This is a genomic window from Spiroplasma endosymbiont of Halictus nicosiae (genome assembly GCF_978018445.1).
In genome coordinates, this window is the sequence record NZ_OZ389573.1 from 546714 (window position 1) to 569287 (window position 22574).

Consider the following 22574-nt stretch of genomic DNA (forward strand, 5'->3'; position numbering starts at 1 on the left):
ATTCTAATTTTTCAATTAATTTATTATCTTTAAAAAAAGCAATAGCCGTAGTACCAGTTCCTGATGGGTCAATACCAATTTTTATTATTATCTTAAAAATCTTTCTTTAAATTGATTATAAAAATCTTCGCTTTGTTTTCTAATCAGAACTGGTGTTAATTTTTTAACATTTAATTCTTCTTTTAATCAATTTTTACCTTTTGAAATAATATCTTGTTCTATTTTTGTATTTGTAATAAAATTTTTAATATTATTAAAATGCTGTTCACTCATTCAATTTGGATTTGAATTGTTAATAATTTCTGTTTGTTCTTTTTCTTGCTTAGAATTAATTTTACTTATTTCACTATTATCTGGGTCTAATTCTTCGGTTGGTAAACCTAATAATTTACTTAAAACATATTTAACTCCATAAGTTAATGCTGACCCAATACTTTTAGCGGGGTCAGTATTTTTCCCTGTAAAAGGTCAATAAGTTTTAATTTCTTCTGTTTCTTTACATAAAGTTAATTCCATTTCAAAATATGGTATATCATTAATTACTTTTAAAGTATCTTTCACATAACTCCAAATATATGTAATATGATGCTTTTTAAATTCTTTTTTAACTAATTCTAATACTTGTGCTTCACCAAAATAGTTATAAATTGTTCTACCATTCATTTGCATTGTTTGGTTTTTTTCTAAATATAATGATAAATCGTGTTGTATTTCACCAATACTTGCTATTAATGTTTTTTTAGTTTCTTGTGGCATTTTCTCATTCCTCTCTTTCTTGTCATATTAAAATTGCTTCTTTAATTTGTTCTAAATTTTGTTTAGTAATATCAACTTTTTCTTTAATTACTATTTTTAATTTTGGATTTATAATTATCATTAATATTTTTTTATTATCTATACAAAAGTCTTTTTCTAATAAATAATAAAGTTTTAACTGCCAAATATAGCGTTCAACATCTGTTTTCTCATTAGAACTAGTAATTTTTCAATCACATATTATATATTCATTATCAGTTGTTATTCCAATAAAATCAGTTGTCCCACACATTAAAGGACTATAAAGTGTTTTTTCAGTTTCATAATATTTAAATTTAATATCTTTAAAAGTTTCTTGATATAGTTTTCTAAAATTTTTAAATAATTCACGATGTGATTTTATTTCACAATCAATAAATTCAATAAATTCATCATCAAAATTATTTTTTATTCAAACATCAATCATATTATGTAAACATATTCCACGATTTTGTGCTAATTTTAAAATATTCTCATCAATTTGTGAAAAATCTTTTGGCACTAAAATATTAACAATTTTACTTACACTAGGTATTAAAATACTATACTTATGTAATTCATCATTAAAAATATATAAAGGTTTTAAATCTAATCTCATAAAATTGTTTCATCATTACCAATATTTTGATTATCATTATTAAATAATTCTTTTGTCTCAGATGAATTAAATTCTATTTTTTCTTGTGGTTTATCAGATTTTTTTAAATCATTATTTGTATGTAAAAATTCATAATTAGATACTTGAACTATTCAATGTATTTTATTATCCTTATCTTTAAAAGATTGTAAAACACCAGTAATTGCTATTTGACTACCTTTTTGACAATATTTTTGTAAAGTAATTGCTTGTTTATTTCAAACTTGACAAGGTATAAAATCAGTTTCTTTTTGAGTAGAATATGGCCGAGTTATTGCTAATTGAAATATGACATATTCTTTTCCATTACTTGTTTTTTTAATTTCAATATCTTTTGTTATTCTACCAATTCCAATAAATTTATTCATTATTAAATTTCCTCCAATTCCATTTCATTAATTAAATTATCGATATAGTCATAAGCACTTTCTTCTGAATGACATTTTTCTAATGCCATATTAAATAAATCATCTTCGGTATAAACATTGTTATCTTCATCTTTTCACATATTATTCACATCCTTGTCATTTTTTTATCTTCTAAATCAATAATTGTTGTTAATCATCCTTTTTTATTGTCAATATTAGCAGTAATTTTTGCTTCTTCTAATGTATAAAATAACTGTGAAGTTACATTATTAAAATTACCTAATACAAATTCCATTTTTGATATTAATAAATATCTTTTATTCATAATTTATCACCTCATAATCTGCTTCTTCATCTGCTAAATAATCACTAATTAAACTTTTAACTTCATCAATTTCATATCATTTGCAATTTAAGTCAAAATTTGTTGGCAATGAAATATTACCCACATGTCGTTCCTCATCACCAAATTTAAGATATAAATTTAACTCTAAATTATCTGAATAATCACTATCAATTTGTGCATAAATAATATCTTTATTGGTAATTTTTAATGCTTTATTACATATCATTTTTTATTTCCTCCTAATTTTGTTTTCCTAATGCTCAATGTTCATCAGTCATATCTTCAAATGATACTGAATAACTTTTAAGCATTAATTCATTTAATTTATTTTCTTGATTACATTTAAAGCAATAACCTCAATATCTTTTTTTAAGACAAATTTTATTTAACTTTTTCATATAAACCTCCTAAATTATTCCTTTGATTTTTTGGTCAATTTGTAATATTTTTCAACCATCAGAAGCTAAATCTAAAATATCGTTAATTTTGTAATATTGCATATAAGAAGCAATAACATCTCATTTATCTTTAAATAAATTTAAGTACATTTTGGCTCATTCTAAACATTGCAAATCATAATGTTTTTTATGATGTGAAATACGACAATTAATAGGTTGACAATTAACTCAATAAAATGATGTTGTTATTTCATTTCAAGTTTTATTAATATATTTACTTTTATATTCTGTCATTTATTTTTTCCTCCTAGTTTTAACTCGCTGGCACTCACTCCCAAGTGAAAGTGCCAAGCGAGAATTAGTTATATAAGTATTTATCTATTTACTTACTACGCCATCCGCCTCACTGGGGGTGAGCGGTGGCGATATGTTAATTGTTTGAATGTTTAATAATCCACAGTTGTTTTTTTAATATTGACGCCAGACATATATATGTCTTCCTTTATCCGTGCCCATTTGTGCTTTTGCTCTGGGATTTGACGTTCAGTTTTTAAATTAAAAATTCACTCGCATTTTAAAGGACCAAATGCTATAAAACTCCAACCAACCACACTTTTCGCAAATTTAATTGTAAAGTCACTATCTCTATTTTTATTGTCGTTTGATATTAACCTTGGACTTATCACGACTATCGCTTAGTTCTAATGAACCAGCGCCGATTTACATTTTTCCTCATACACTATTTCAGTACTTGCCTCGGCCGGCTGTGGAATAAAAACACTTAGTTATTTAAAATAACCGTTTCGCTCTGCATTAAGTTGTTTTATAAAATTTAAGTTTTAATAAACCAGTTTCATAATCAAAGATAATTTTTGAATTTTCTAGGCGTTTATAAAACCGCTTTTGTGTTTTATCTTTTACTTTATTCAATAAATCTTTATGTTTTTCACAAGTTCATAAAACTTTATTTGATAAAAATTCTTCGGTAATGAATGATATTGCTTTATAGCAATTATCAACATCACATATTGTTTGTTGCTTATTAATTTTCATTACCTACTCCTTCCTTTATTAAGTTTTTTTATTAGCAAATTAATTAACTGAAACAGAGAAAGGACAACACCTTAAAATTGGAGAAAAAACACAGGTACACTTTATAAAGATTTCTAAGATATTTAATAAATGTGTAAACAACTTAAAGAGGGTATCAAAAAGTTGTAATAAAAAGTTTCTATTTTAAGAATTTAAGATGCTGTCCTTTCTCTGAATCAATTAATAATTTTGGTTTTACAAATAAAAAAACCATTTTAGTAAATGGTTTATTATTTTTATTCAATTTCTATGTATTTGTTAAAACCCTTCTTTTTTACATGCGACCTTTTTATAATATATTGTTAAAGCAACTTTACCCGCAACTGATAAAGGAACAATTTTAACTGCTAAAAAAACATCAGAACCATAAGCAAAAGGCAATAATTGACCTTTTTAATAGCCTTAGTTTCAAATTTAGATAATATTTTTTTAGTTTTATCAGTAATTTTACTAATTACTTTTTGTTTAATAGTAATTATTTGTTTTTCAATTGGGGCTAATAATTTTTTAGTTACTTTTTGAATATAAAAATTTGGGTTTAAATGATTTAAAATTTTATTTAATTTAATTGGTGTTTGATGAAAAATATTTAATAATTTATTATTATATATTTTACTGCCCCGCATTAAATTAGCATTTAATAGTAGATTTTTACCAACACCTTTTTTATGAAGATTAGTCATAATTTTATATCACTCATTAGTATTAATTTTACTTATTTTATCAATATTTAATCCATATTCAGACAATCATTTATTAGCATTTTTTTCATTCACGCGTGGTATTTTTTGAACTAATTTAGGACTTATTTTTTGAATATTTTTCTCAATTTTTAATAAATTATTAATTGTTTCTAAATTAGAAACTTTAAAACCTTTATAAAAATCATTTCGGGCTAATTTTCCAATTGTATATAATAAAGTTTCATTATTAGCCTGCTTTGTAAAATCAAATATTAATTTATCAGATAAAATCTTTTTACCTGTAACTTGCCTTACAACATCTTTTAAATTATTAGCAGTTATTACACCTAATTTTTCAAGTAGTTTAGTTTCTTTTGCTAATTTTAAAATTCTAGTTATTCGAACAGCACGCGTTAATTTACCAATTCCACCAATTGCTGGTAACAAATTTAAGGCAGTACTTTTTGCTGTTACTTCTGCTGTTAATTTATCATATATTTGATTTACGGCAAAATCGGTTGCTGTTTCTACTCCAAACGAGATAAATGCTGCGGCAAAATTAGATAATCCCGCACCAAGACCAACAGCCGAAGCAATACCACCAGTTAAAACTGATAAACCAAGAGCTAAAACTTGAATTCCTAAAAATTTTAATAACTGTAAACCAAAACTTTTTTCTTGTTGTTGGATTGACAATCTAGTTGGATTTTTTTAACAGCATAAATAAGGGCTGTTTTAGATGTTCCAATTGGCATATCATTTATCAAACGAAAAAGTACTATTTTTTAGTACTATTAAGAATTTTTAATTTTAACATCAATCGGATTTGTTTGACCAGTAGCGTTGTTTTTACCTTTAATTTGGACAAAAACCTTGGTATCATTTGTAATATTTATTGGTCAATCAACACCAGCACTTTCAATAAAGTAATCAAAATCACTTTCAGTTAAAGAACTATTTACTGCTTTTACTGTTTTTAAAACAACATCTTTAAATTGTGGTTTTAACTGTTCGGCTGTTGCTTTTGTTGGGTCTGTAACATGTATAGTTGGTTTATCTATTTTATTAATTTTACTAATATCAATTTTTGCAACAATATGTTTAATAATTCCCTTAGGTTCAACTACTGCTCCACCTAAATATAAAACTCTTTCCATAATCAAAGTATTACCCATTCCAGTGCCTAACGCAGCAGCACCAACTCTTAACGGAGTATGGTCTTTTTTGCGTAAAATAAGAGGGTCATATTTTTTGCTAAACTTAAAGGCAATTGCATTAACTCCATTTGGTAATAATTCAATTGTTCCTTCTGAACCATTTTTATTAATAATTGGTAATTTTTTAGGAACCATATAGTATGTTGTTCCTTCAACAGTTTTCATTGCTCTACTTGTTGTGATTACACTATTTATTTGGTCGTTTGCTCCAAGTTGTAACTGTAATTTATTACGAATTCCACGAATAAAATCAGCCGAACCTAAAACAATTGTTTCTGATGGAGTAAAACCGTTTTCATATATTTTATCCATAATTTCATCATGAATTTGTAAAGCATTTGTATCATCTGCTTTTTTGCCTTGAATAGTTGTAACTGTTCCTTTATTAATAATTTCTAAAATTTTATTGCGTTTATAAGCAACCTCAGTATTCATTGCTTGCTCAATATCGGCAGCCCAAAGATTAGGATTAAAATCATTTTCTACAGGATCTAATTTACGAGCAAAAGTTAAAATTGTATCTAATTCAACAACTCCATCTTTAAATTCTACTGTTGAATATTTTAGAAGATTATCATCGGTATTAAATACTTGTCCATCTTTTCCCAAACCTTCATTATATTTAATATTTTTCTTTCTTTTATATGTTAAACCAAATTTATTTGCTTCTTTTCACGCAAATAAAGCTTCTCAACTAAATTTTTGTTGATAAGTTTGTAAATATCATTGTTCAAATGTTTCTCGGTCTCTTTGTGTTGTTTGATTAGCAATATCGCAAAATATTCTTTGTGGGTTTTGTGCCATAATTTACTTCCTTTTTTCTATTTATTAAATACATTGTCTGTATCTAAAATATTGTTTTCTTTGTTTTCTACTTTTGGTACGCCGCCAGTGTTAACTGTTTGTACCTTAATTAATTCATCATAAACACTTTGCAATTGTGTTTTAATGATTTCAATATCATCAGTAATATCATAAGACTTTAATAAAACATTTTTAAAGTCTTCATTATCAGTTAAAGAATTAATAAAGTCAATTACTTCAATTTTTTTTAATTGAATTGTTTGTTGTTCAATTTGTGAAGTTAATTCAGTATTTTTTGTTTGTAGTTCGTTGATTTGTTGATTACTATTTTATAAATTAATTGCATTAAATTCTTCAACTTCAGCATTATTTTCTAAAATAATTTCAGCAGTTTTAATATCTAAACTATCATCTTCGTTTTTAGTGGGTTCATTATTTTCATTAATAAGAACATATTTTACATTTTTTAATGCCATCGTTTTTCCTCCTATTTTTTAATATTTGTATTTGTTCTTTTTCTAATCGCTTTTTGTATAATTTCGAAACTATCGACTCGAAAAGAAAAAAAATAGCGTTTAGTTTTTATATTTAACTGATTAAATACTGAGTCTTTAATTTTTATTTCATCATCTTTTTTTAATTTCAAAAACTCAGTTAAAATAGATGGGTTATATATTGATAATGTTGAGTAATTTAATCCGTCTTATTGACATTTAGCCGAACAAGCATCAACTTCAACACCAGCAGCAAAAAGAGCCTTAATTTTAGTTTAAATCGGATTTTCATGTAATCTAACAGTTAATTCTAATTTATTAACTTTTTTATTTTTTATTTTAGGTTTATTGGTTATTGATTTTTTAGGTAAATTACTTTTTGTTTGTGCCATTTTTATCAACTCCTTTTGCTAAAAAATACTGTAAATGTTTTCAAGCATCGTGTTCGTGCTCTGACATTTTAATATTTCCTTTATAAATATAATTTTTCTTAACAACTGGCGATTGTAAAACATAATTTAAATTAAATAGATATTTGCATAAAACTTTTAAACCACCAATGAATTTAGGAGTAGATAATGGATTTTTTATTTTTAAACCCCTATGAAGTTGATAATCTTCAATTATTACAATAACTTTATTTAAATAAGAACAAATTTTATTTTTAAATTGATTTAATATTAAATAAATATTATTTATTGCTTCTTATTCATTTTTAGAATTAAAAGTAATATTATTAATTATTTTCTTTTGTAAAACATTATAAATAATAATACCAGTTTGTCCAATTCCAGCAGGCTCAATTGCAATAATATATTTTAATTTATTTGTTTTATTTTTTTGTCAATTTGTAATATTTTTCATCCATCGGATGCTAAATCTAAAATATCGTTAATTTTGTAATGTTGCATATAAGAAGCAATAATATTTCACTTGTTTTCAAATAAAATTAAGTACATTTTTGCTCATTCTAAACATTGCAAATCATAATGCTTTTTATGATGTGAAATACGACAATTAATAGGTTGACAATTAATTCAATCAAAAGATGTTGTTATTTCATTTCAAGTTTTATTAATATACAAACTTTTATATTCTGTCATTATATATACTCCTTAATTTTTTTATTTGTTGATTAAATTTCATCATTAATATTATTTGCAGTTACTGGATAAGCACATATCATTAATTCTTGTAATTTATTTTAGTATTTAATTACTTCGCCGCCCGCTTCACTTTGGGGAGTGAGCGGGGGCGGATAGGATATTTTGATAGAGTTTACCCCCATACGGAAATAAAAAAACAGTTTACCCAGTTATTAATTACGCTTCATCTATTCCTAGACAACTTTATACAAAGAAAATAACCTTTTGGAGTTCCAACCCTCTTGTTTTTTTAGTGTCCGATATTGTTTTTTGGTTTAACAGCACTTTTTTATGAAAACAAGCCAAAAAACACATGCTCTGACATTTCACAAGTGATTAATCTTGCCGAGAATTAAAGAAATAAATAGGAGAGTAAATCCAATCGCTTTCACACTTTCTTTAAGACTTCGTGCCATAGATGAGTTATCCATCTTTAAGCATCAAAATATTAAGTTTTAGTATTGCATTATTCATCAGATAGTACCTTTATTAAAAATGATATTATTAGTTGTTAAACCGAAAAAATATAATAAATCACAGAAAGGAAATTATAAAAATTAACTAGTTTGTAGGGCAAAATAGGTTAATTTTTAATTTTAAGGATACTATCTAATGAATAATGCAAATAAAAAAATCGTTCTAATAAGCGATTACTTTAATTTGTATTTAATTACTTTATTTATAATTTTTATAAAACCTAAGCTTTTTTCTGACTACCAAAAATACGATAAAAATAAGGTACTTTTTTAATCAGTGTTAGGAATATATTAAAAAGTGATATAATATTTCAGGAAGTGGGGTGCTTATTTATGCATGACGGTATTTTTTTAATCAATAAACCAACAGGAAAAACAAGTAATCAGGTTATTCAAGAAATTAAACAAAAATTGCAGATTAATAAAATTGGTCACGCAGGAACATTAGACCCGTTAGCAACAGGATTGTTAGTTGTTTTAGTGAATAATGCTACGAAAATGAGTGAATATTTGTTAACAGCAGATAAAGCGTATGATGTTGAAATGCGATTATTTGTTGAGACAGATACTGGTGATATTACTGGGAATGTGCTTAATGAAACAGCACCATTTAAGATTCAAAAGAAAATATTAAAAAAAATCTTTAATGAATTTAATGGATTTATGTATGAACAATATCCACCAAAATATTCTGCTATTAAAGTTAATGGTAAAAAACTTTACGAATATGCACGCCAAGATAAAGAAGTAAAAATTAGACCACGAACTGTTACAATTAAGGCAATTAAATTAAAAAAATATGATGCACCACATAATCATACAATTAAATTTAGTGTGTTATGTACTAAAGGAACATATATTAGAAGTTTAGTGACTGATATTGCGGCAAAATTAAATACTATTGCTACTGTTACAGCTTTATGCCGTACGCAATCAGGAAATTTTATGCTATCTAAAACAATTAGCCCTGAAGAAGTAAATTTTAATGAGTTAATATCGATGTATGATGCTTTATTTATTAATAATCAACAATTATTACTTTATCATCATGATAAAGAAATTCGGCAAGGAAAACCTATTGTTATTATTAATCATACTGACCCAATTATTTTTATTATTGATAAAAATAAAAATGTTTTAGCAATTTATAAACATATTGGAAAACATGTTTATGCCTGTCAACGTGGACTATGAGGACATATTGAACCTAAAAACCAAGATGACAGAGAGAAGGATGATCATTATTAATGAAAACTTTAGTATGAAATAAGTCAAGTGATAAGAAACCAAAAGTTGCTTGTTTAGGTTTGTTTGATGGGTTTCATCAAGGTCATTTAAAATTAATTACACGTTTAATGGAGATTAAAAAACAGTATAATCTTGCAACATTATTTTTTACTATGTCACAAAGTGTCAGTGATTTTTTACAACAAACAAATACAAAAATAGTAGATAATCATTCAAAACAACAAATTGTTGAAAAATTAGGATTTGATTATTATTTAGAAGTGCCGCTTAGTACTGCATTTATAAATTTATTTGCACAACAATTTTTAACAATTTTAAAAAAACAATTTAATGTTATAAAAATTGTCATTGGTTCTGATTTTCGGTTTGGAAAAAATCGTGAAGGGGATTTTAATGATATTATTTCTTTTTTTGGTCAAGAAAATGTTTATTTAATTACTCGCCAAGATAATTTGTTTTCTTCAACAACAATTCGAAATTTTTTATTAGAATATGATTTAGCATCAGCAAATAGATTATTGTATGAAGATTATAATTTACGTGGAGAAGTAAAACCAGGAAAACAATTAGGACGAACAATTAATTTTCCAACGGCAAATGTTTATTTGCCACAAAAAGTAATTTTACCCTATGGTGTTTATGTAACAGAAACATTAGCACAAGGTAAACTTTATCCTTCAATCACATCTTATCGGTTATTTGAAGGGAAAGAAGTTGTTGAAACATATTTGCTAAATGTTAATTTGGATTTATATGGTCAGGAAATCATTGTTTATTTTAAAAAATATCTTCGAGAAAATATTAAAATTAATAATTTAGCAGAATTAGTTACGCTTTTAGAACAAGATTTAGTTAATACCCTTGCTTTTTTTGCTAAAAAAGCATAATATTAATAAGGTTGTTATTTCGTTGATTTAAGATAACCCTTTCTTAAATTCTTTGTTTTAACATAATAAGCCACTAAATGAAGGGAGAAAATAGTAATGGTTTCAAAAGAAAAAAAAGCAGAATTAGTTACAAAGTTTGGTCAAAATGCCAAAGATACTGGTTCAACAAAAGTTCAAATTGCAATCTTAACAGAAGATATTAACAATTTGACCGAACACTTAAAAGTACATCGAAAAGATATTGTATCAAGAAGAAGTTTATTGCAAAAAGTAGCACAAAGAAAACACTTGCTTGCATATTTAACCAAAACTGATTTTAATGAATATAAAGCAATCATTGAAACATTAGGAATTAGAAAATAAGGTTTAAGGTTTTTAACCTTTTTTTAAAGTTTAATATGGAGTATAATAAAATAAATTAATAATTTATTTAATTGCAACAATTACTATTATTTAGTTAATAAATTTGTTATTGTGCATTTAATTTACATTTAAAAAAAGATTATTTTTCTTAATCTTAGAATTAAGCTAATGAAAAGAATGATATATTATGGAAAAAGAATTTGCTGTAGTAACAGGAGCATAATCAGGAATTGGATATGGTTATTGTAAGTGATTCTTGAAGCAAGGTTATCATATTATTGGAGTATCTCGCCATACAGAATGAGCAAAAGAATTACAACAACAATTTCCTGAACAAACAATTGTTGCTTTATCATATGATTTGTCTGTTCCTGAAAATTGTTATGCTTTATTTGAAGAAATAAAACAGTATCATATTGTTTTATTTATTAATAATGCTGGTTTTGGGAAAAAAGGTCTTTTTATAACAATTCCTTTAGCAGATGAATTAAAAATGATTAATCTAAATATTCAAGCAGTCCATATTTTAACAAAACTTTTTACGCAATATTTTATTGAGCAGAAAAAAGGACGAATTATTAATATTTCTTCCTTAGCTGTTTTTTCCCTGGACCTGGAATGGCAACTTATTATGCAACAAAAGCATATATTTTAAGTTTATCTGTTGCTATTAATACTGAATTAAAGAAAACAAAATCACCAGTTCGTGTAGTAGTTACTATTTGTCCTGGAGCCACACAAACTGCGTTTTTTAAAAATGCTGATTTTAAAAATAATAAAACATTGCCAGGTTTAATGTCATTAGAACGATTTATTAAAAAATCTTTACCAAAAGCATTAAAAATAAAAAGAAAAAATTATTTAATTATTGGTTGAAAAAATCGCTCTTTGAAACGTTTATTTCGTATTATTCCACAAAACTCTTCATTAAATTATACATATTTAATTCAAACTAAGGATTAAAATTTTATATATGAGTTAATTTATGCCATAAATTATAAATTCTTTCGGATTAAAAAATATATTTTAAAATAATTATTAACCCCCTTGATTTTTTTTTTTTTTTTTAATAACATAAAAGATATTTCAAATATATAGGATATTAAAATATATATAAGATATTTGGGATATAGTTATTTTTTAAAAGGAAGGATTTAAAAACTATGAAAAAACTATTAGCAATGTTGGGAGTTGCAAATTTTAATGTTGTTAGTGTTGGTTCTGTTATTAGTTGTAAAAATGCTTGAAACAATAATCACCATAATAATGAAAATGAAATTGATTATAATGGAGATTTAAAAATTTTAAATGATATAACAAAAGCACTATCAAATGCAATTCAAAAATACACAGCAGAAAAAACTTTAATTGATACTAATTTTTACCCAAATATTGATTTTGAAAACTTATTTTCAATGGTAAGAAATGATCACCAAAAGGAAGTATTAAAGGAAGAAGATGGTAAGGTTACGCCAGTTTTAGCAACTCTTAAAACTGGTTTTATGACAGTTTTTGATAATATTAATCGAGAAATTGCTAATAAATATTCAAACTATTATCCAAATAGTTTTCCGTTGAATATTGAACCAGATAGTGTGAACTTTATTTTAAATTTTATTGATGTTGAAAAATTAGGTAAACTAGCATATATTAATGTGGAAGGTTTAAAAGCTGTTCGTTTAGACTTTAAATTTGATGTTAACATCAAATTTAAAAAATTAGAAACAGTTGTACCATTTTTAATTCAATATACTATTACCAATGATATTAATAAAATGCAAAAAATTTTAAAAACAGTAGTAGAACAAATATCAAATTCAATCATTAAATTTTTTAATGAGAAGATGTCCGGTGATATTATTGTTGATAAACATGAAGCTTTCAAAAGTATTTATGATAATTTTGATTTAAATTATGCTTATGATCACAGTATGTTAGATGCAATTGTCCAAAGAGAATTAGAAGAAGGTTTAAAGAAAGATGATACGTTGGAAGAACTTGGAAAAAATATCACTTATGCTAGTGATGAAAAAATCTTAATTTTATTAAATTCAATTATTAATCCAGATACAAACGGTGTAACACCAGTCTTGCCATATGATGAAAAATATGCCTGAGTTAATACTGGGTATGCTCCAAACAAATTAACACCTGAAAATTTTTTAGAATTTTATGGTGAAAAAATGAATATTTTAACTGCTTCTACTGGTGAAAAATTACAGTTAGGACAGTTTAAAATTAATTTAGTAAAAATTTTAGTTGCTGGATTGCCGTTATCAGGGATTGCAGTAAATGACAATAAACCAATTTATATTAATGTAGGAATAACACGACCAGGAATAATCAAAAAGATTGAGAACTTTGGACGAATTATTGCTGCATTTTATAAATATTTCCAAATTACATGAGATATTTGTGTCCATACCGAAGGGGTTATTTTCTTACCAATTAAAAAATGAGAAACATTAAATAACCAATTTGCAAAAAATCCTGCTTTATCGCTTCAAACAATTTGAAATGATTATTTAAGAGAATTTAAGGAACAACCTGAAATCAAAATTTTACCTGATATTGGAAAGTTCTGAGTTACAGTTCATAACAAATTTAATGTTGACATTGGTAAAGATCGTGCATTTACTTGACATTATGGATGATATGATGAACTTAAATTTCGTTTTGGTATTAACCAAACAACGAATAATATTTATTATACACCTTGACCAATTGAAAAATATCGAATTTCGTTTAAACCAGAAGACTATGTCTATCCACCATCATAAGATATTAATTATGATAGGTTAAGAACAATAAAGTAAACTTTATTGTTCTTTTATTTATAAATATGCATAAATAATATGTAAAAACTAGTTTATTTAGGTAAAATTATAAAGTAATTTTTTAAATCAATGAAAGGGAAAATTTATGAATAAAATATTTCTTTTAATTTCAACAATGCTTATTTCTTTTTTTATTACTATTATTTTACCCAATAAAACAATAACTTATGATCCTACTAATACTATTGAAAAAAATAATAAATATTCAATGAAAGATTTAATTAAAGAGCCTAATTTAGGTGAGATTCCATCTAATTCAATAAATGATATCCGTAATGCGCTATATTATAAAAATCCGACTTTAAATCAAGTTTTAATAAACCTTGGTATTAAAGCACCAATTCGGATTATTTTTACTAATGTTCAAAAAAACAAAGTCAATGTAGTGCTATCAAATTACATTTCTAAAATTGAAAACGATTCAAGTGTAACTTTTAAAACAAATAATTTTATTTTGCATTCAATAATTAAGACCCCGAATTTGGAAATATTAACAGACAATAATGAAACAACATTACGTAGAGTATTAAAAGAAAAAAACCTTATGCTAAATATTGATTGAATTAAGTTTCAAGATATTAAGAAAAATTATGCTGTTATAGTGCCCGATTCTAGTAAAAAAGATAATAATTATCTTGGAAGAAGAATTAAAGTATTTTTTAAATTAATCTAGATTTTGTAAATTTGTTTTAAAAAAATTAGATTAATTAAAAGTAATAATGCAGTGTTTATCATATTATGCCTTAGTACTTTTTTAAAAAAATGTCCTTGTTTTTTTCTTAAAAAAAGTTATAAATAAAGTAAGCAGTTCTATTGTTATAAAAATTTATTTACCAAAATTTTATCAAAAAGATGGATATATCAATTATCAAAATAATATTATAAATTTTGTTTATTAAATAATATAGTTAAAAGAATCAGACAATTAACTAGAAGTTAAACGATAATTAGAAGTTTATTATTTTCGTGTTTTCAAATTTTCTTATTCTGAATATATAACACATAATTTTACTCCCTGATTTAAAAAATATTATTTTTAAATATTTAAGAAAGAAGATAAAACTATGAAAGCATTATTTCTTAAATCTATTAATTATTACTAGTTAGTAATTCCTTTTATATTATCTATTTTTACAAAACTATAAACAATAATTTTAAAGTAAACGAAATAATATAATAACTAGTTAGCACTAATCAAAATGTTAATTAAGAAAATATGATATTTTAGAAATTATTAAAAGTTGATTTAAATACTAAAACAAAAAAGAAAGTCATTTAAGTTTCTAATCTTTGTATAATTCGATTATCTCTTAATTATTTTTGTTGCTAATTCAATTGGTACAAGTAAATTTTTAGCAATTGTGGTATTAAAACCATCTTAGTTTTATTACTAAGTTATCACAAAATAAAATTATAAATTTAGTAATGAAATAAAATTAAATTTACTAACAAAAAAGTATTAGTCCCTATTGGACTTAAATAATATTTCTAACTTTTAAAAATAATAATAAATTTAAAAACTTCCTTTAAAAAATAGAAAAAATATTAATTATCCATTCCTTTTTTATATATAACTTCAAATAAAAAAGAAATAATATTTAAGTCCTTATTTTATATTGATTAATTTAATGTTTAAGAAAGGATAGAAAACAAATGAAGGTTACACCAATTATTTTAGGAACATTAGGAGCTATTAGTAGTGCAATACCTGCAATTAATACATTTAATACAAGTATAAATCCAACTACCGTTGAAGTAAGTAGTATAAAATCAAATAGTGATAATTTATGAAATGATTCATTCCGTGAACAAATTGAAAATATGAAAAATGAACTTGATAATATGGATAGTTCACTTACTAATTCAAGCAAAATATTAGAAGATCTTAATTAAGAATCATCAATAATTTCAATGGATGATTTGCAAGAAATTTTTAATGCAATAATGGGTGAAAATGATAGCGAAGATATTATTGCAGAAACAATTCAAAGTGGTTTTGCAGAAGCGAGTTATGACAGTATTACCGTTGGAGAAACAATTGAAAGTGGTCTTTTAACTGGTTCATTAGGAACAGTGTTAGTTTATTCTGGGCAAAAAGTACAAACAGCAGATACTCGTGATAGTTTTTATTTATATGGTAATAATCAACACTATTTAAAAAGTTGACTATCTTTTTAACATAACAATTTTTAAAACACGATAATTTTATATAAGAAAGGATAATTAAATATGAAAAAACTAATAGTTATTTTTGGAACATTAGAACTTAGCAGCAGTGGCTTAAGTGTGGGGCATTAATGGCAATTCTTACTTTAAATCCTTCAAATCAAACTGTATCACAAGAATTTATTATGAAAGATATTATTGGAGATATATCAAATTCAAAATTAGTACCATCAAATGTTTACTCGTTATTAAATTCAGATAAGAAATCATCTAAAGTTAAAACTAATTCTGGTTTTAAAATGTTGAAAAAATTTCAGAATTTTACTAAAAAAGCATATAAAGAATTTAAAGCAGATGCTAAAAGTCTTGGTAAAAAAATTATTCCGCCTAAAGCTATTGTAACAGGGCTAGATAAAGTTGAAAAAATATCGGAAACTGGTATTAAAGATATTGTAAAAAAAACCATGGGATTAAAAACTTCTTTACAAAAAAACTAATAAAGTAAAAAGTTGTTAATAGTGGATTCCAACGGATGAAAAATATTGGTAACACTGCTGAAACATTTTTAAAAGAAAAGGGTAAAAGTATTGAAAAAATAGGTAAAAATACCTTACAAGGGATCAAAACAACAGGGACTGCTGTTAAAACCTTTGCAAAAAAGAGGGTAAGAATTTTAAAATTTTTCTAAAAACTCACGGTAAAAATATTAAGACAGGAATTAAAAAAGGAGCAGTTTTAGCTTATAAAGGGCTAAAAAAAGCACCACGAATATTAGGACAAGTAATAGGTCAATTTACTAATGGTTTAGTATGTGCTTTATTTGGACTTGCGCCAGGATCAATAGGAATAGTATTAGGTTCAGCAGCCATTGGCGCAGTTGGCTACTATGCTTACAATCATCCTGATGAAGCGAAAAGTTTTGCTAATTCAGTGATTGATACAACAAAGAATACTGCATCTTCAACAGTTCAGTTTTTAAAAACTTAATGACCATTTTAAGATTTTTATCTAAAAATAAATAAAAAAAAACAATTTATGAATATGTTAAAAAAATAGACATATAGAAAGTAAGTTATAGGAATGATTTTCTGTATTCAATGGGATTCATTCCTTTTAATTTTCCTTGTTATTCTAAAATTATAATAAAATTCTTTTTAATTTCTAGGAAAAATGCTTTATTTTATTAAGTTTTTAAGATATAATTAATAAGTTGTTAAACTTTAATTTATTCTGTTATCTAAAATAATATTAATATGTAAATTCAACAGCTGTAATGTTAAAAAACAACTAAACTATTTATACTAAATTTTAAAGGAGACTAAATGAATTTTAATACATTAAATTTATACCCAGCATTACAGCGAATGATTGTTAAAATGGGTTATACTAACCTAACTGAAATCCAAAAAAAAGCTATTCCAGTGGCTCTTAATAATCAAGATATTATTGGTAAAAGTCATACGGGAACTGGTAAAACTGTAGCTTTTATTTTGCCAATTTTGCAAAACTTAAATACGCACTTAAAACAACCACAAGCGATTATTTTATGCCCAACCCATGAATTAGCAAGCCAAATAATTGACCAGGTTCGAAAATTAGCAACTTATTTGGAAGGTGTAAATGCAACCTTAATTTGTGGTGGTTCACATATGCAACGTCAAATTTATGCTTTACGAAAAAGCAATATTATTGTGGGAACTCCGGGACGAATTGCTGATCATATTAATCGTAAAACATTACGATTAGATAAAATTAAAACAATTGTTTTAGATGAAGCTGATGAAATGTTAAAAATGGGATTTAAAAATGATCTTGATAAAGTATTTCAAAATGCTCCTAAACAATATCAAATATTATTATTTTCAGCAACAATGTCAAAACAAGTATTAGAAATTGCTAATAACTATCAAAATAATCCTGTTGAAATTGTTGTTACAAAAAATGTTATTGAGCAAAATAATATTAGACAGCAATATGTAAATGCATTGTCTTATCATAAGGAAGATGTTTTAATAGCATTATATAAAAATTTGCAACCAAAACGAAGTATTATTTTTTCAAATACAAAAGTTTTTACTAATAAAATTGCTGAAATGTTAACAAATAATGGTATTCCTTGTTGTGTCATTAATGGTGATAAAAGTCGTTATGAACGAGGACAGGCAATGCGTTTATTTCGGGATGGTAAAGTACAAGTTATGGTTGCCACTGATGTTGCGGCACGAGGAATTGATATTGATAATATTGATTATGTTATTAATTACGATATTCCAATAGAACGAGAAAGTTATATTCATCGGATTGGAAGAACAGCACGTGCTGGTGCTACTGGTGTAGCAATATCAATTGTTTCAAATCGTAATGATTTAAGAGAAATTCAACATTTGGGTACATATCAAAAGAAAAAAATTGAGTTATTAGATATTACAACATATGATTTAAAACAAAAACCACAAGGAACAAAAAACATTAGTTCTAGTAATAAAAAAGCAACTTTTAATCAAAAAAATAATAGTTTTAAATATGAGTATTCATATTTAGATAATAAAAAGAACCAATCTAATGCAAAAAAGAAATTTAATACCCAAGGTAATAAAAAATGAAAACAAAAAAAACAAAAATTTGATAAATCTAATTTTAGTTTTAATCGAATTTAAGTTTGCTTATTTTTAAAGAAAATAAAAACAATAAAACAACTTTTTATAAGTTGTTTTTTATTTATTATTATTTTATATAAAGTAATAATTTAATTTTTAACTAGTATGATAAATTTAAAATCTATTGCTAATTTAAATTAAATGTTATAGAATAAAAACCGTATATGATTTTAAAAAATAAGTATTATGGTTTAAAATAATTGGTAGTATACATTATTTTGAGGTTTTTAATAAAATTAAGTAATTAGAAACAAATTAAGTTTCACTTATGACTAAATGATAACAAAATTTATAAAAAATTCAACTTTTTTTAAAAACATAATTTTTATTTGAAGAAATAATTTATAAAATTATAAATTTTGACACACTAAAAAATACTTTTGAAAATAGTACAGAAAAAACAATTAATATGATTTATTGACCAATTAAATAAAAATGTTATAATTATAATTAATCAAAGTGGAGTTGGTACCTATTTTAAAAGTAATAGGCTCAGTGGTTTACAGCCTACTCCATTTTTTTCTTTTTTATCTTGGTTTAATTGTAATTTTAACAGGTTTTTTATTTTTTATAAAGATAAAAATTGATTTTGAGATTGATTTAAATTAAATATATTAAATTCAATTTTTTCTTTATTATTTTTATCAACTTTCTCATCATTAATTTGATTATTAAGTTTTAACATAGAAGCAATTAACATATTTATAAATGTTTCTTTACAATATATTTTTGCGCCACGCCCTTTAACAGCCTTAATATAATGTGATACATCACCTTCAACATGACAACCAATATTATATTCTAACGCTTGATTTTCAATTCCTTTTTTATTATTTTTAATTAATTCAATAGTCTCTAATAAAAATTTCTTTTTATTATCAATAACATATGGTAAATGACATATTAAAAAATCTAATAATAATTTATAATTTCCAGTAAAGAAATATATTTTTGCTAATTTATATTTTATTTTATGAATTTTGATTCTATTTCGATTTGGGAATAATTGTTTAAATCTATTTGATAAATGAAATTTATCTAAACTATATGATACAGTGTTATTTTTATATTTTGCTTTTACTGCTCTATAAATTTTTTTAATTTGTTTTTCACCATCACTTAATATTAATATTTTAGTATTTTCATTAATATCATAAGTATCCATTGATTTAAAAATTTTATCAATAAAATTATCAATATTAGATTTATCATTTTTATCCTTATCATTTTTATTCATCATTTGAAAAACGCCTTTTTTCTTTTTCATTTTTTTTCTGGTTTTTGTTGACTTTTCTTCATCAACACCAACATGCATAGTTGAAAGAAATATTTTATTTTCAACTCTTTTTTTATTTTCTAACATAGGTTCAAAAGCCCCGTCAACTTGAATATATAAAACATTATTTGGAATTTTAATTTTATTGTTATTTTTATTACTAATGTAATAGGTTTCTTCTAAATCTGCATTTTTAAAAATATTAGATATTGTTCTTTCACTAAGATTAGCGTTTTCAACAGTATCTAAATTCTTGATCCAAAGGATAGCGATTTATATATTCATTTTTTTCTTCATCATATTTAACATATCTTCTTCTTTTTAAAGGTATATCTCCATCTTCTGTTCTAATTGTTTTTGGTATTTTTGATACAACCTTATATCCTTGTAATATTTGTCCTTGTTGATATAATTTAAATATCTCATTATCTCTTTCAATCAAGAAATTTTTAGTTTCATTTTTTGTTTCTATTCTTTTATTTTCTTTATAATTTCCTAATAAATTTTGTTTTAATTCCATTTTATAATTTCCTTTCGTAATTAAACAATTTTTTAAATTATTATATGGCGCTGTGTATATATAAACGGCAAATTTATATCTTGTTAAGTTAATAATAAAATATTTTTAATAAATTGCAACAACTTTTTCAGAAAAAATTAAATTTTTGTAATTTTATCTTATTTTATTCATATTTAAGCACACTAAAAAATAATTTATTAAATTTTAACTAATAAATTTATTTAAAATTTTGTAAAAACATTGTCTTTACACTTAGTCAATTTAAACATGGTCGGAGTTTATCATTTATAACATTAACTACTCAATCTATCATTTTTTAACTAATATTATTAAAATCAATTCCCTTAGAAAGTCAATATCTAAATTCACCGTTCATATGCTCAATTAATGGTTTTTGTTGTAGTTTACCGGGGTCACAAAAATAAACTTGTGTTTCAGCAAATATTTCCATTTCTTTTCATTTACTAAATTCTTTTCCACGATCTGTTATTATTCCTTTAATTTTTCCAATTAAATTATTATTTTTAGCAATATCTTTAAATTTTTCTAAAACTTCATTAGCAGTATTATTTTTTAATTTCATTACAAAATAATTTTTACTTGATTGTTCTACTAAAACTAAATTACTAGATTGATGGTCTTTTCCTACAACAGTATCCATTTCAAATCATCCAACATTAGAAACTTTATTTTCAATATCTCAAATTGATTTAAAGTTAGTTAATTTACCACGATTATCAGTTTTTCCTTTTGTTTTATATTTTTTACCACGATGGGGTAAATTTTCTTTTTTTAATCCAAATTCACCTAAGCGAATTCATTTATACAACGTTTTAACACAAGCAGGAAATTTAACACCAAACTCCAAGAAATAACGATAAATTAATTGTTCGGGTGTATCGTGGTATTTATTAAATCTTATTTTAATAAAATCTAACTGCTTTTTTGTAAATTTAGGTAGTTTTTTAATGCATTTTTTACGTTTTTGTTTATAATCTTTTTGTGCTTGATATGGATTATAATCTTGTATATTTTTAAATCGCTTAATTTCTCTTTTAACAGTATTAACTCCACGACCCGTTTGTCGTGATATTTCAGATAAATTAATTGTGCCATTTTTCTTTTTGCAAGTATCAGATAATAATAAATCCTTAAATAAATCTCGTTCATCAAATATTAAATGTTTAAATTTTCTCATTTTTATAAAAATTCCTTTTATTTTTTCCTATAATGTATTATATATAAAATAAAGAGGTCAATAAATATGCAAGAATTTAATAAAATTAATAATAAAAAACGAATTACTAGTTATGAACATTTAAATAAAAAATATGATTTAAATTTTAGTGACTATAATTTTGGTTTTAATTGAGAAGTATTTAAAGATTTTGTTGGTGATAGTTATGCCCGATATTTTACTTCGTCATGTTTTTTTAAGTTTGTCTCAGCGGGGCGTGGTACTAATAAGACATGAAATCACCTAGCAGAAAAATTATTTTTTGCTTGTAATTTTACCGATGCTTCATCTAATATTTTACGAAGATACGCCAACACCCACGAAGATACCACATTTGGTGATACAATTAATGTCTGTAATTATTTATATGATAAATATGGGATTGATATAGGACCCGACAATGAAAATGGCATTGTTTGACCTAAAAATGTTAAAGAAGGTGGTGAAATTGTTTTTCCTAGTGGTGTTCGCATTGCTTTTACGGGTTATGCTAATGGTAATAAAATTATAGGAAAAGTTGGTAAAGGGAGTGGTATTATATCAGCATGGACAGATGAAATGATACATGCTGAAGAAAAAGAAATTTTAACTGATAAAGAACTAGATAAAAGATATAATAATTTAAGAGTTTCAATGTTTCGTTCTAAAAGTTTAAAAGTATCTTATGAAAAATATGCTGATGAAAATGATAATGAACAATATAATTTAGATAATACTATTCCAGTAAAAGAATTATCTTGGACATTTCAAGAATGAGACAACATAGCAAAACAATACATAACAGTAACAACATATTTTCATAAAACATATTCTAATCAATTTACTTTTAATCCTTTTGATAAATACCATGTCTTTTATGAAAAATTTGTAACTCCATATTTACCCTTAAATGAAAGAATTAAAAATATTTTAAAAGAACACAATTAAG

At 24.3% G+C, this 22574-nt stretch carries 31 protein-coding genes and 1 pseudogene; 13 read left to right on the top strand and 19 right to left on the bottom strand.

Features of this window, described 5'->3' with window-relative positions:
* Positions 1-87: 87 nt before the first annotated feature.
* The 15 genes from ACZ91P_RS03725 to ACZ91P_RS03795 form a co-directional block, all read right to left on the bottom strand.
* Complete coding sequence (locus ACZ91P_RS03725) at positions 88-756, bottom strand: ERF family protein (protein WP_465158080.1); 669 nt, start codon at positions 754-756, stop codon at positions 88-90.
* Positions 740-1393, bottom strand: a complete 654-nt coding sequence (locus ACZ91P_RS03730; RefSeq protein ID WP_465158081.1) for a hypothetical protein — start codon at positions 1391-1393, stop codon at positions 740-742. The genes ACZ91P_RS03725 and ACZ91P_RS03730 overlap by 17 nt, the downstream gene beginning before the upstream one ends.
* On the bottom strand, positions 1384-1800 hold the full coding sequence (locus ACZ91P_RS03735; protein ID WP_465158082.1) for a single-stranded DNA-binding protein: 417 nt from the start codon (positions 1798-1800) through the stop codon (positions 1384-1386). Before ACZ91P_RS03735 ends, ACZ91P_RS03730 begins: the two co-directional genes overlap by 10 nt.
* A 2-nt stretch (positions 1801-1802) precedes the next feature.
* Positions 1803-1940, bottom strand: coding sequence for a hypothetical protein (locus ACZ91P_RS03740; protein ID WP_465157738.1), 138 nt, complete (start codon positions 1938-1940; stop codon positions 1803-1805).
* Between the two features lie 177 nt (positions 1941-2117).
* The gene (locus ACZ91P_RS03745) at positions 2118-2372 is read right to left on the bottom strand and encodes a hypothetical protein (RefSeq protein WP_465155631.1); all 255 of its coding nucleotides are present in this window, start codon (positions 2370-2372) and stop codon (positions 2118-2120) included.
* A gap of 13 nt (positions 2373-2385) precedes the next feature.
* Positions 2386-2544 carry a hypothetical protein gene (locus tag ACZ91P_RS03750; RefSeq protein WP_465155746.1) on the bottom strand — a complete coding sequence of 53 codons (159 nt, stop codon included), beginning with the start codon at positions 2542-2544 and terminating at the stop codon, positions 2386-2388.
* Between the two features lie 9 nt (positions 2545-2553).
* Positions 2554-2838 carry a hypothetical protein gene (locus ACZ91P_RS03755; protein ID WP_338991147.1) on the bottom strand — a complete coding sequence of 95 codons (285 nt, stop codon included), beginning with the start codon at positions 2836-2838 and terminating at the stop codon, positions 2554-2556.
* Positions 2839-3357: 519 nt separating this feature from the next.
* Positions 3358-3597 carry a hypothetical protein gene (locus ACZ91P_RS03760; RefSeq protein WP_338988931.1) on the bottom strand — a complete coding sequence of 80 codons (240 nt, stop codon included), beginning with the start codon at positions 3595-3597 and terminating at the stop codon, positions 3358-3360.
* A gap of 297 nt (positions 3598-3894) precedes the next feature.
* On the bottom strand, positions 3895-4017 hold the full coding sequence (locus ACZ91P_RS03765) for a hypothetical protein (protein ID WP_465158083.1): 123 nt from the start codon (positions 4015-4017) through the stop codon (positions 3895-3897).
* On the bottom strand, positions 3984-5015 hold the full coding sequence (locus ACZ91P_RS03770; protein ID WP_465158084.1) for a hypothetical protein: 1032 nt from the start codon (positions 5013-5015) through the stop codon (positions 3984-3986). The genes ACZ91P_RS03765 and ACZ91P_RS03770 overlap by 34 nt, the downstream gene beginning before the upstream one ends.
* A gap of 98 nt (positions 5016-5113) precedes the next feature.
* Positions 5114-6340, bottom strand: a complete 1227-nt coding sequence (locus ACZ91P_RS03775) for a hypothetical protein (RefSeq protein WP_465158085.1) — start codon at positions 6338-6340, stop codon at positions 5114-5116.
* A gap of 329 nt (positions 6341-6669) precedes the next feature.
* A complete protein-coding gene (locus tag ACZ91P_RS03780) occupies positions 6670-6816 on the bottom strand; it encodes a hypothetical protein (protein WP_465158086.1) in 147 nt (48 codons plus the stop codon).
* A gap of 11 nt (positions 6817-6827) precedes the next feature.
* On the bottom strand, positions 6828-6986 hold the full coding sequence (locus ACZ91P_RS03785) for a hypothetical protein (protein WP_465158087.1): 159 nt from the start codon (positions 6984-6986) through the stop codon (positions 6828-6830).
* Between the two features lie 553 nt (positions 6987-7539).
* Positions 7540-7698, bottom strand: coding sequence for a hypothetical protein (locus ACZ91P_RS03790; RefSeq protein ID WP_465158088.1), 159 nt, complete (start codon positions 7696-7698; stop codon positions 7540-7542).
* Complete coding sequence (locus ACZ91P_RS03795) at positions 7653-7937, bottom strand: hypothetical protein (protein WP_465158089.1); 285 nt, start codon at positions 7935-7937, stop codon at positions 7653-7655. Before ACZ91P_RS03795 ends, ACZ91P_RS03790 begins: the two co-directional genes overlap by 46 nt.
* 851 nt (positions 7938-8788) lie before the next feature.
* Here ACZ91P_RS03795 and truB point away from each other — a divergent pair.
* The 11 genes from truB (at position 8789) to ACZ91P_RS03850 (ending at position 16644) form a co-directional block, all read left to right on the top strand.
* Positions 8789-9703, top strand: coding sequence for a tRNA pseudouridine(55) synthase TruB (truB, locus tag ACZ91P_RS03800; RefSeq protein ID WP_465158090.1), 915 nt, complete (start codon positions 8789-8791; stop codon positions 9701-9703).
* On the top strand, positions 9703-10590 hold the full coding sequence (ribF, locus tag ACZ91P_RS03805; protein ID WP_465158091.1) for a riboflavin biosynthesis protein RibF: 888 nt from the start codon (positions 9703-9705) through the stop codon (positions 10588-10590). Before truB ends, ribF begins: the two co-directional genes overlap by 1 nt.
* A 96-nt stretch (positions 10591-10686) precedes the next feature.
* Positions 10687-10953 (top strand): 30S ribosomal protein S15, encoded by a 267-nt coding sequence (gene rpsO / locus ACZ91P_RS03810; RefSeq protein WP_126821232.1) that lies wholly within the window; start codon positions 10687-10689, stop codon positions 10951-10953.
* 256 nt (positions 10954-11209) lie between these two features.
* Entirely contained in the window at positions 11210-11608 is a 399-nt protein-coding gene (locus ACZ91P_RS03815) for an SDR family NAD(P)-dependent oxidoreductase (protein ID WP_465158092.1), read from the top strand.
* Positions 11572-11916: an SDR family oxidoreductase gene (locus tag ACZ91P_RS03820; RefSeq protein ID WP_465158093.1), complete on the top strand. Its 345-nt coding sequence runs from the start codon at positions 11572-11574 to the stop codon at positions 11914-11916. The genes ACZ91P_RS03815 and ACZ91P_RS03820 overlap by 37 nt, the downstream gene beginning before the upstream one ends.
* Positions 11917-12116: 200 nt before the next feature.
* On the top strand, positions 12117-13733 hold the full coding sequence (locus ACZ91P_RS03825; RefSeq protein WP_465158094.1) for a hypothetical protein: 1617 nt from the start codon (positions 12117-12119) through the stop codon (positions 13731-13733).
* Between the two features lie 142 nt (positions 13734-13875).
* Positions 13876-14463: a hypothetical protein gene (locus ACZ91P_RS03830; RefSeq protein WP_465158095.1), complete on the top strand. Its 588-nt coding sequence runs from the start codon at positions 13876-13878 to the stop codon at positions 14461-14463.
* Between the two features lie 980 nt (positions 14464-15443).
* Positions 15444-15683, top strand: coding sequence for an SNARE domain-containing protein (locus ACZ91P_RS03835; RefSeq protein WP_465158096.1), 240 nt, complete (start codon positions 15444-15446; stop codon positions 15681-15683).
* Between the two features lie 18 nt (positions 15684-15701).
* Positions 15702-15968, top strand: a complete 267-nt coding sequence (locus tag ACZ91P_RS03840) for a hypothetical protein (protein ID WP_465158097.1) — start codon at positions 15702-15704, stop codon at positions 15966-15968.
* A 173-nt stretch (positions 15969-16141) separates the two neighbouring features.
* Positions 16142-16453: a hypothetical protein gene (locus tag ACZ91P_RS03845; RefSeq protein WP_465158098.1), complete on the top strand. Its 312-nt coding sequence runs from the start codon at positions 16142-16144 to the stop codon at positions 16451-16453.
* A gap of 35 nt (positions 16454-16488) precedes the next feature.
* Positions 16489-16644: a hypothetical protein gene (locus ACZ91P_RS03850; RefSeq protein ID WP_338989401.1), complete on the top strand. Its 156-nt coding sequence runs from the start codon at positions 16489-16491 to the stop codon at positions 16642-16644.
* 52 nt (positions 16645-16696) lie between these two features.
* Here the strand turns inward: ACZ91P_RS03850 and ACZ91P_RS03855 are convergent, their stop codons facing one another.
* A complete protein-coding gene (locus ACZ91P_RS03855; protein WP_465158100.1) occupies positions 16697-16825 on the bottom strand; it encodes a hypothetical protein in 129 nt (42 codons plus the stop codon).
* A gap of 453 nt (positions 16826-17278) precedes the next feature.
* Here ACZ91P_RS03855 and ACZ91P_RS03860 point away from each other — a divergent pair, with 453 nt between their 5' ends.
* The gene (locus ACZ91P_RS03860; RefSeq protein ID WP_465158101.1) at positions 17279-18613 is read left to right on the top strand and encodes a DEAD/DEAH box helicase; all 1335 of its coding nucleotides are present in this window, start codon (positions 17279-17281) and stop codon (positions 18611-18613) included.
* Positions 18614-19181: 568 nt separating this feature from the next.
* On the opposite strand, the gene ACZ91P_RS03865 is transcribed toward ACZ91P_RS03860, so the two are convergent.
* From ACZ91P_RS03865 to ACZ91P_RS03875, 3 genes and pseudogenes are all read right to left on the bottom strand, one after another.
* Positions 19182-19976, bottom strand: a complete 795-nt coding sequence (locus ACZ91P_RS03865) for a hypothetical protein (RefSeq protein ID WP_465158102.1) — start codon at positions 19974-19976, stop codon at positions 19182-19184.
* A 139-nt stretch (positions 19977-20115) separates the two neighbouring features.
* The gene (locus tag ACZ91P_RS03870) at positions 20116-20409 is read right to left on the bottom strand and encodes a hypothetical protein (protein WP_465158103.1); all 294 of its coding nucleotides are present in this window, start codon (positions 20407-20409) and stop codon (positions 20116-20118) included.
* A gap of 217 nt (positions 20410-20626) precedes the next feature.
* Positions 20627-21607 (bottom strand): annotated as a pseudogene (locus ACZ91P_RS03875) (IS30 family transposase).
* Between the two features lie 66 nt (positions 21608-21673).
* Between ACZ91P_RS03875 and ACZ91P_RS03880 the strand changes: the two are divergent.
* Entirely contained in the window at positions 21674-22573 is a 900-nt protein-coding gene (locus ACZ91P_RS03880) for a hypothetical protein (RefSeq protein ID WP_465158104.1), read from the top strand.
* The last annotated feature ends 1 nt before the right edge of the window (position 22574 follow it).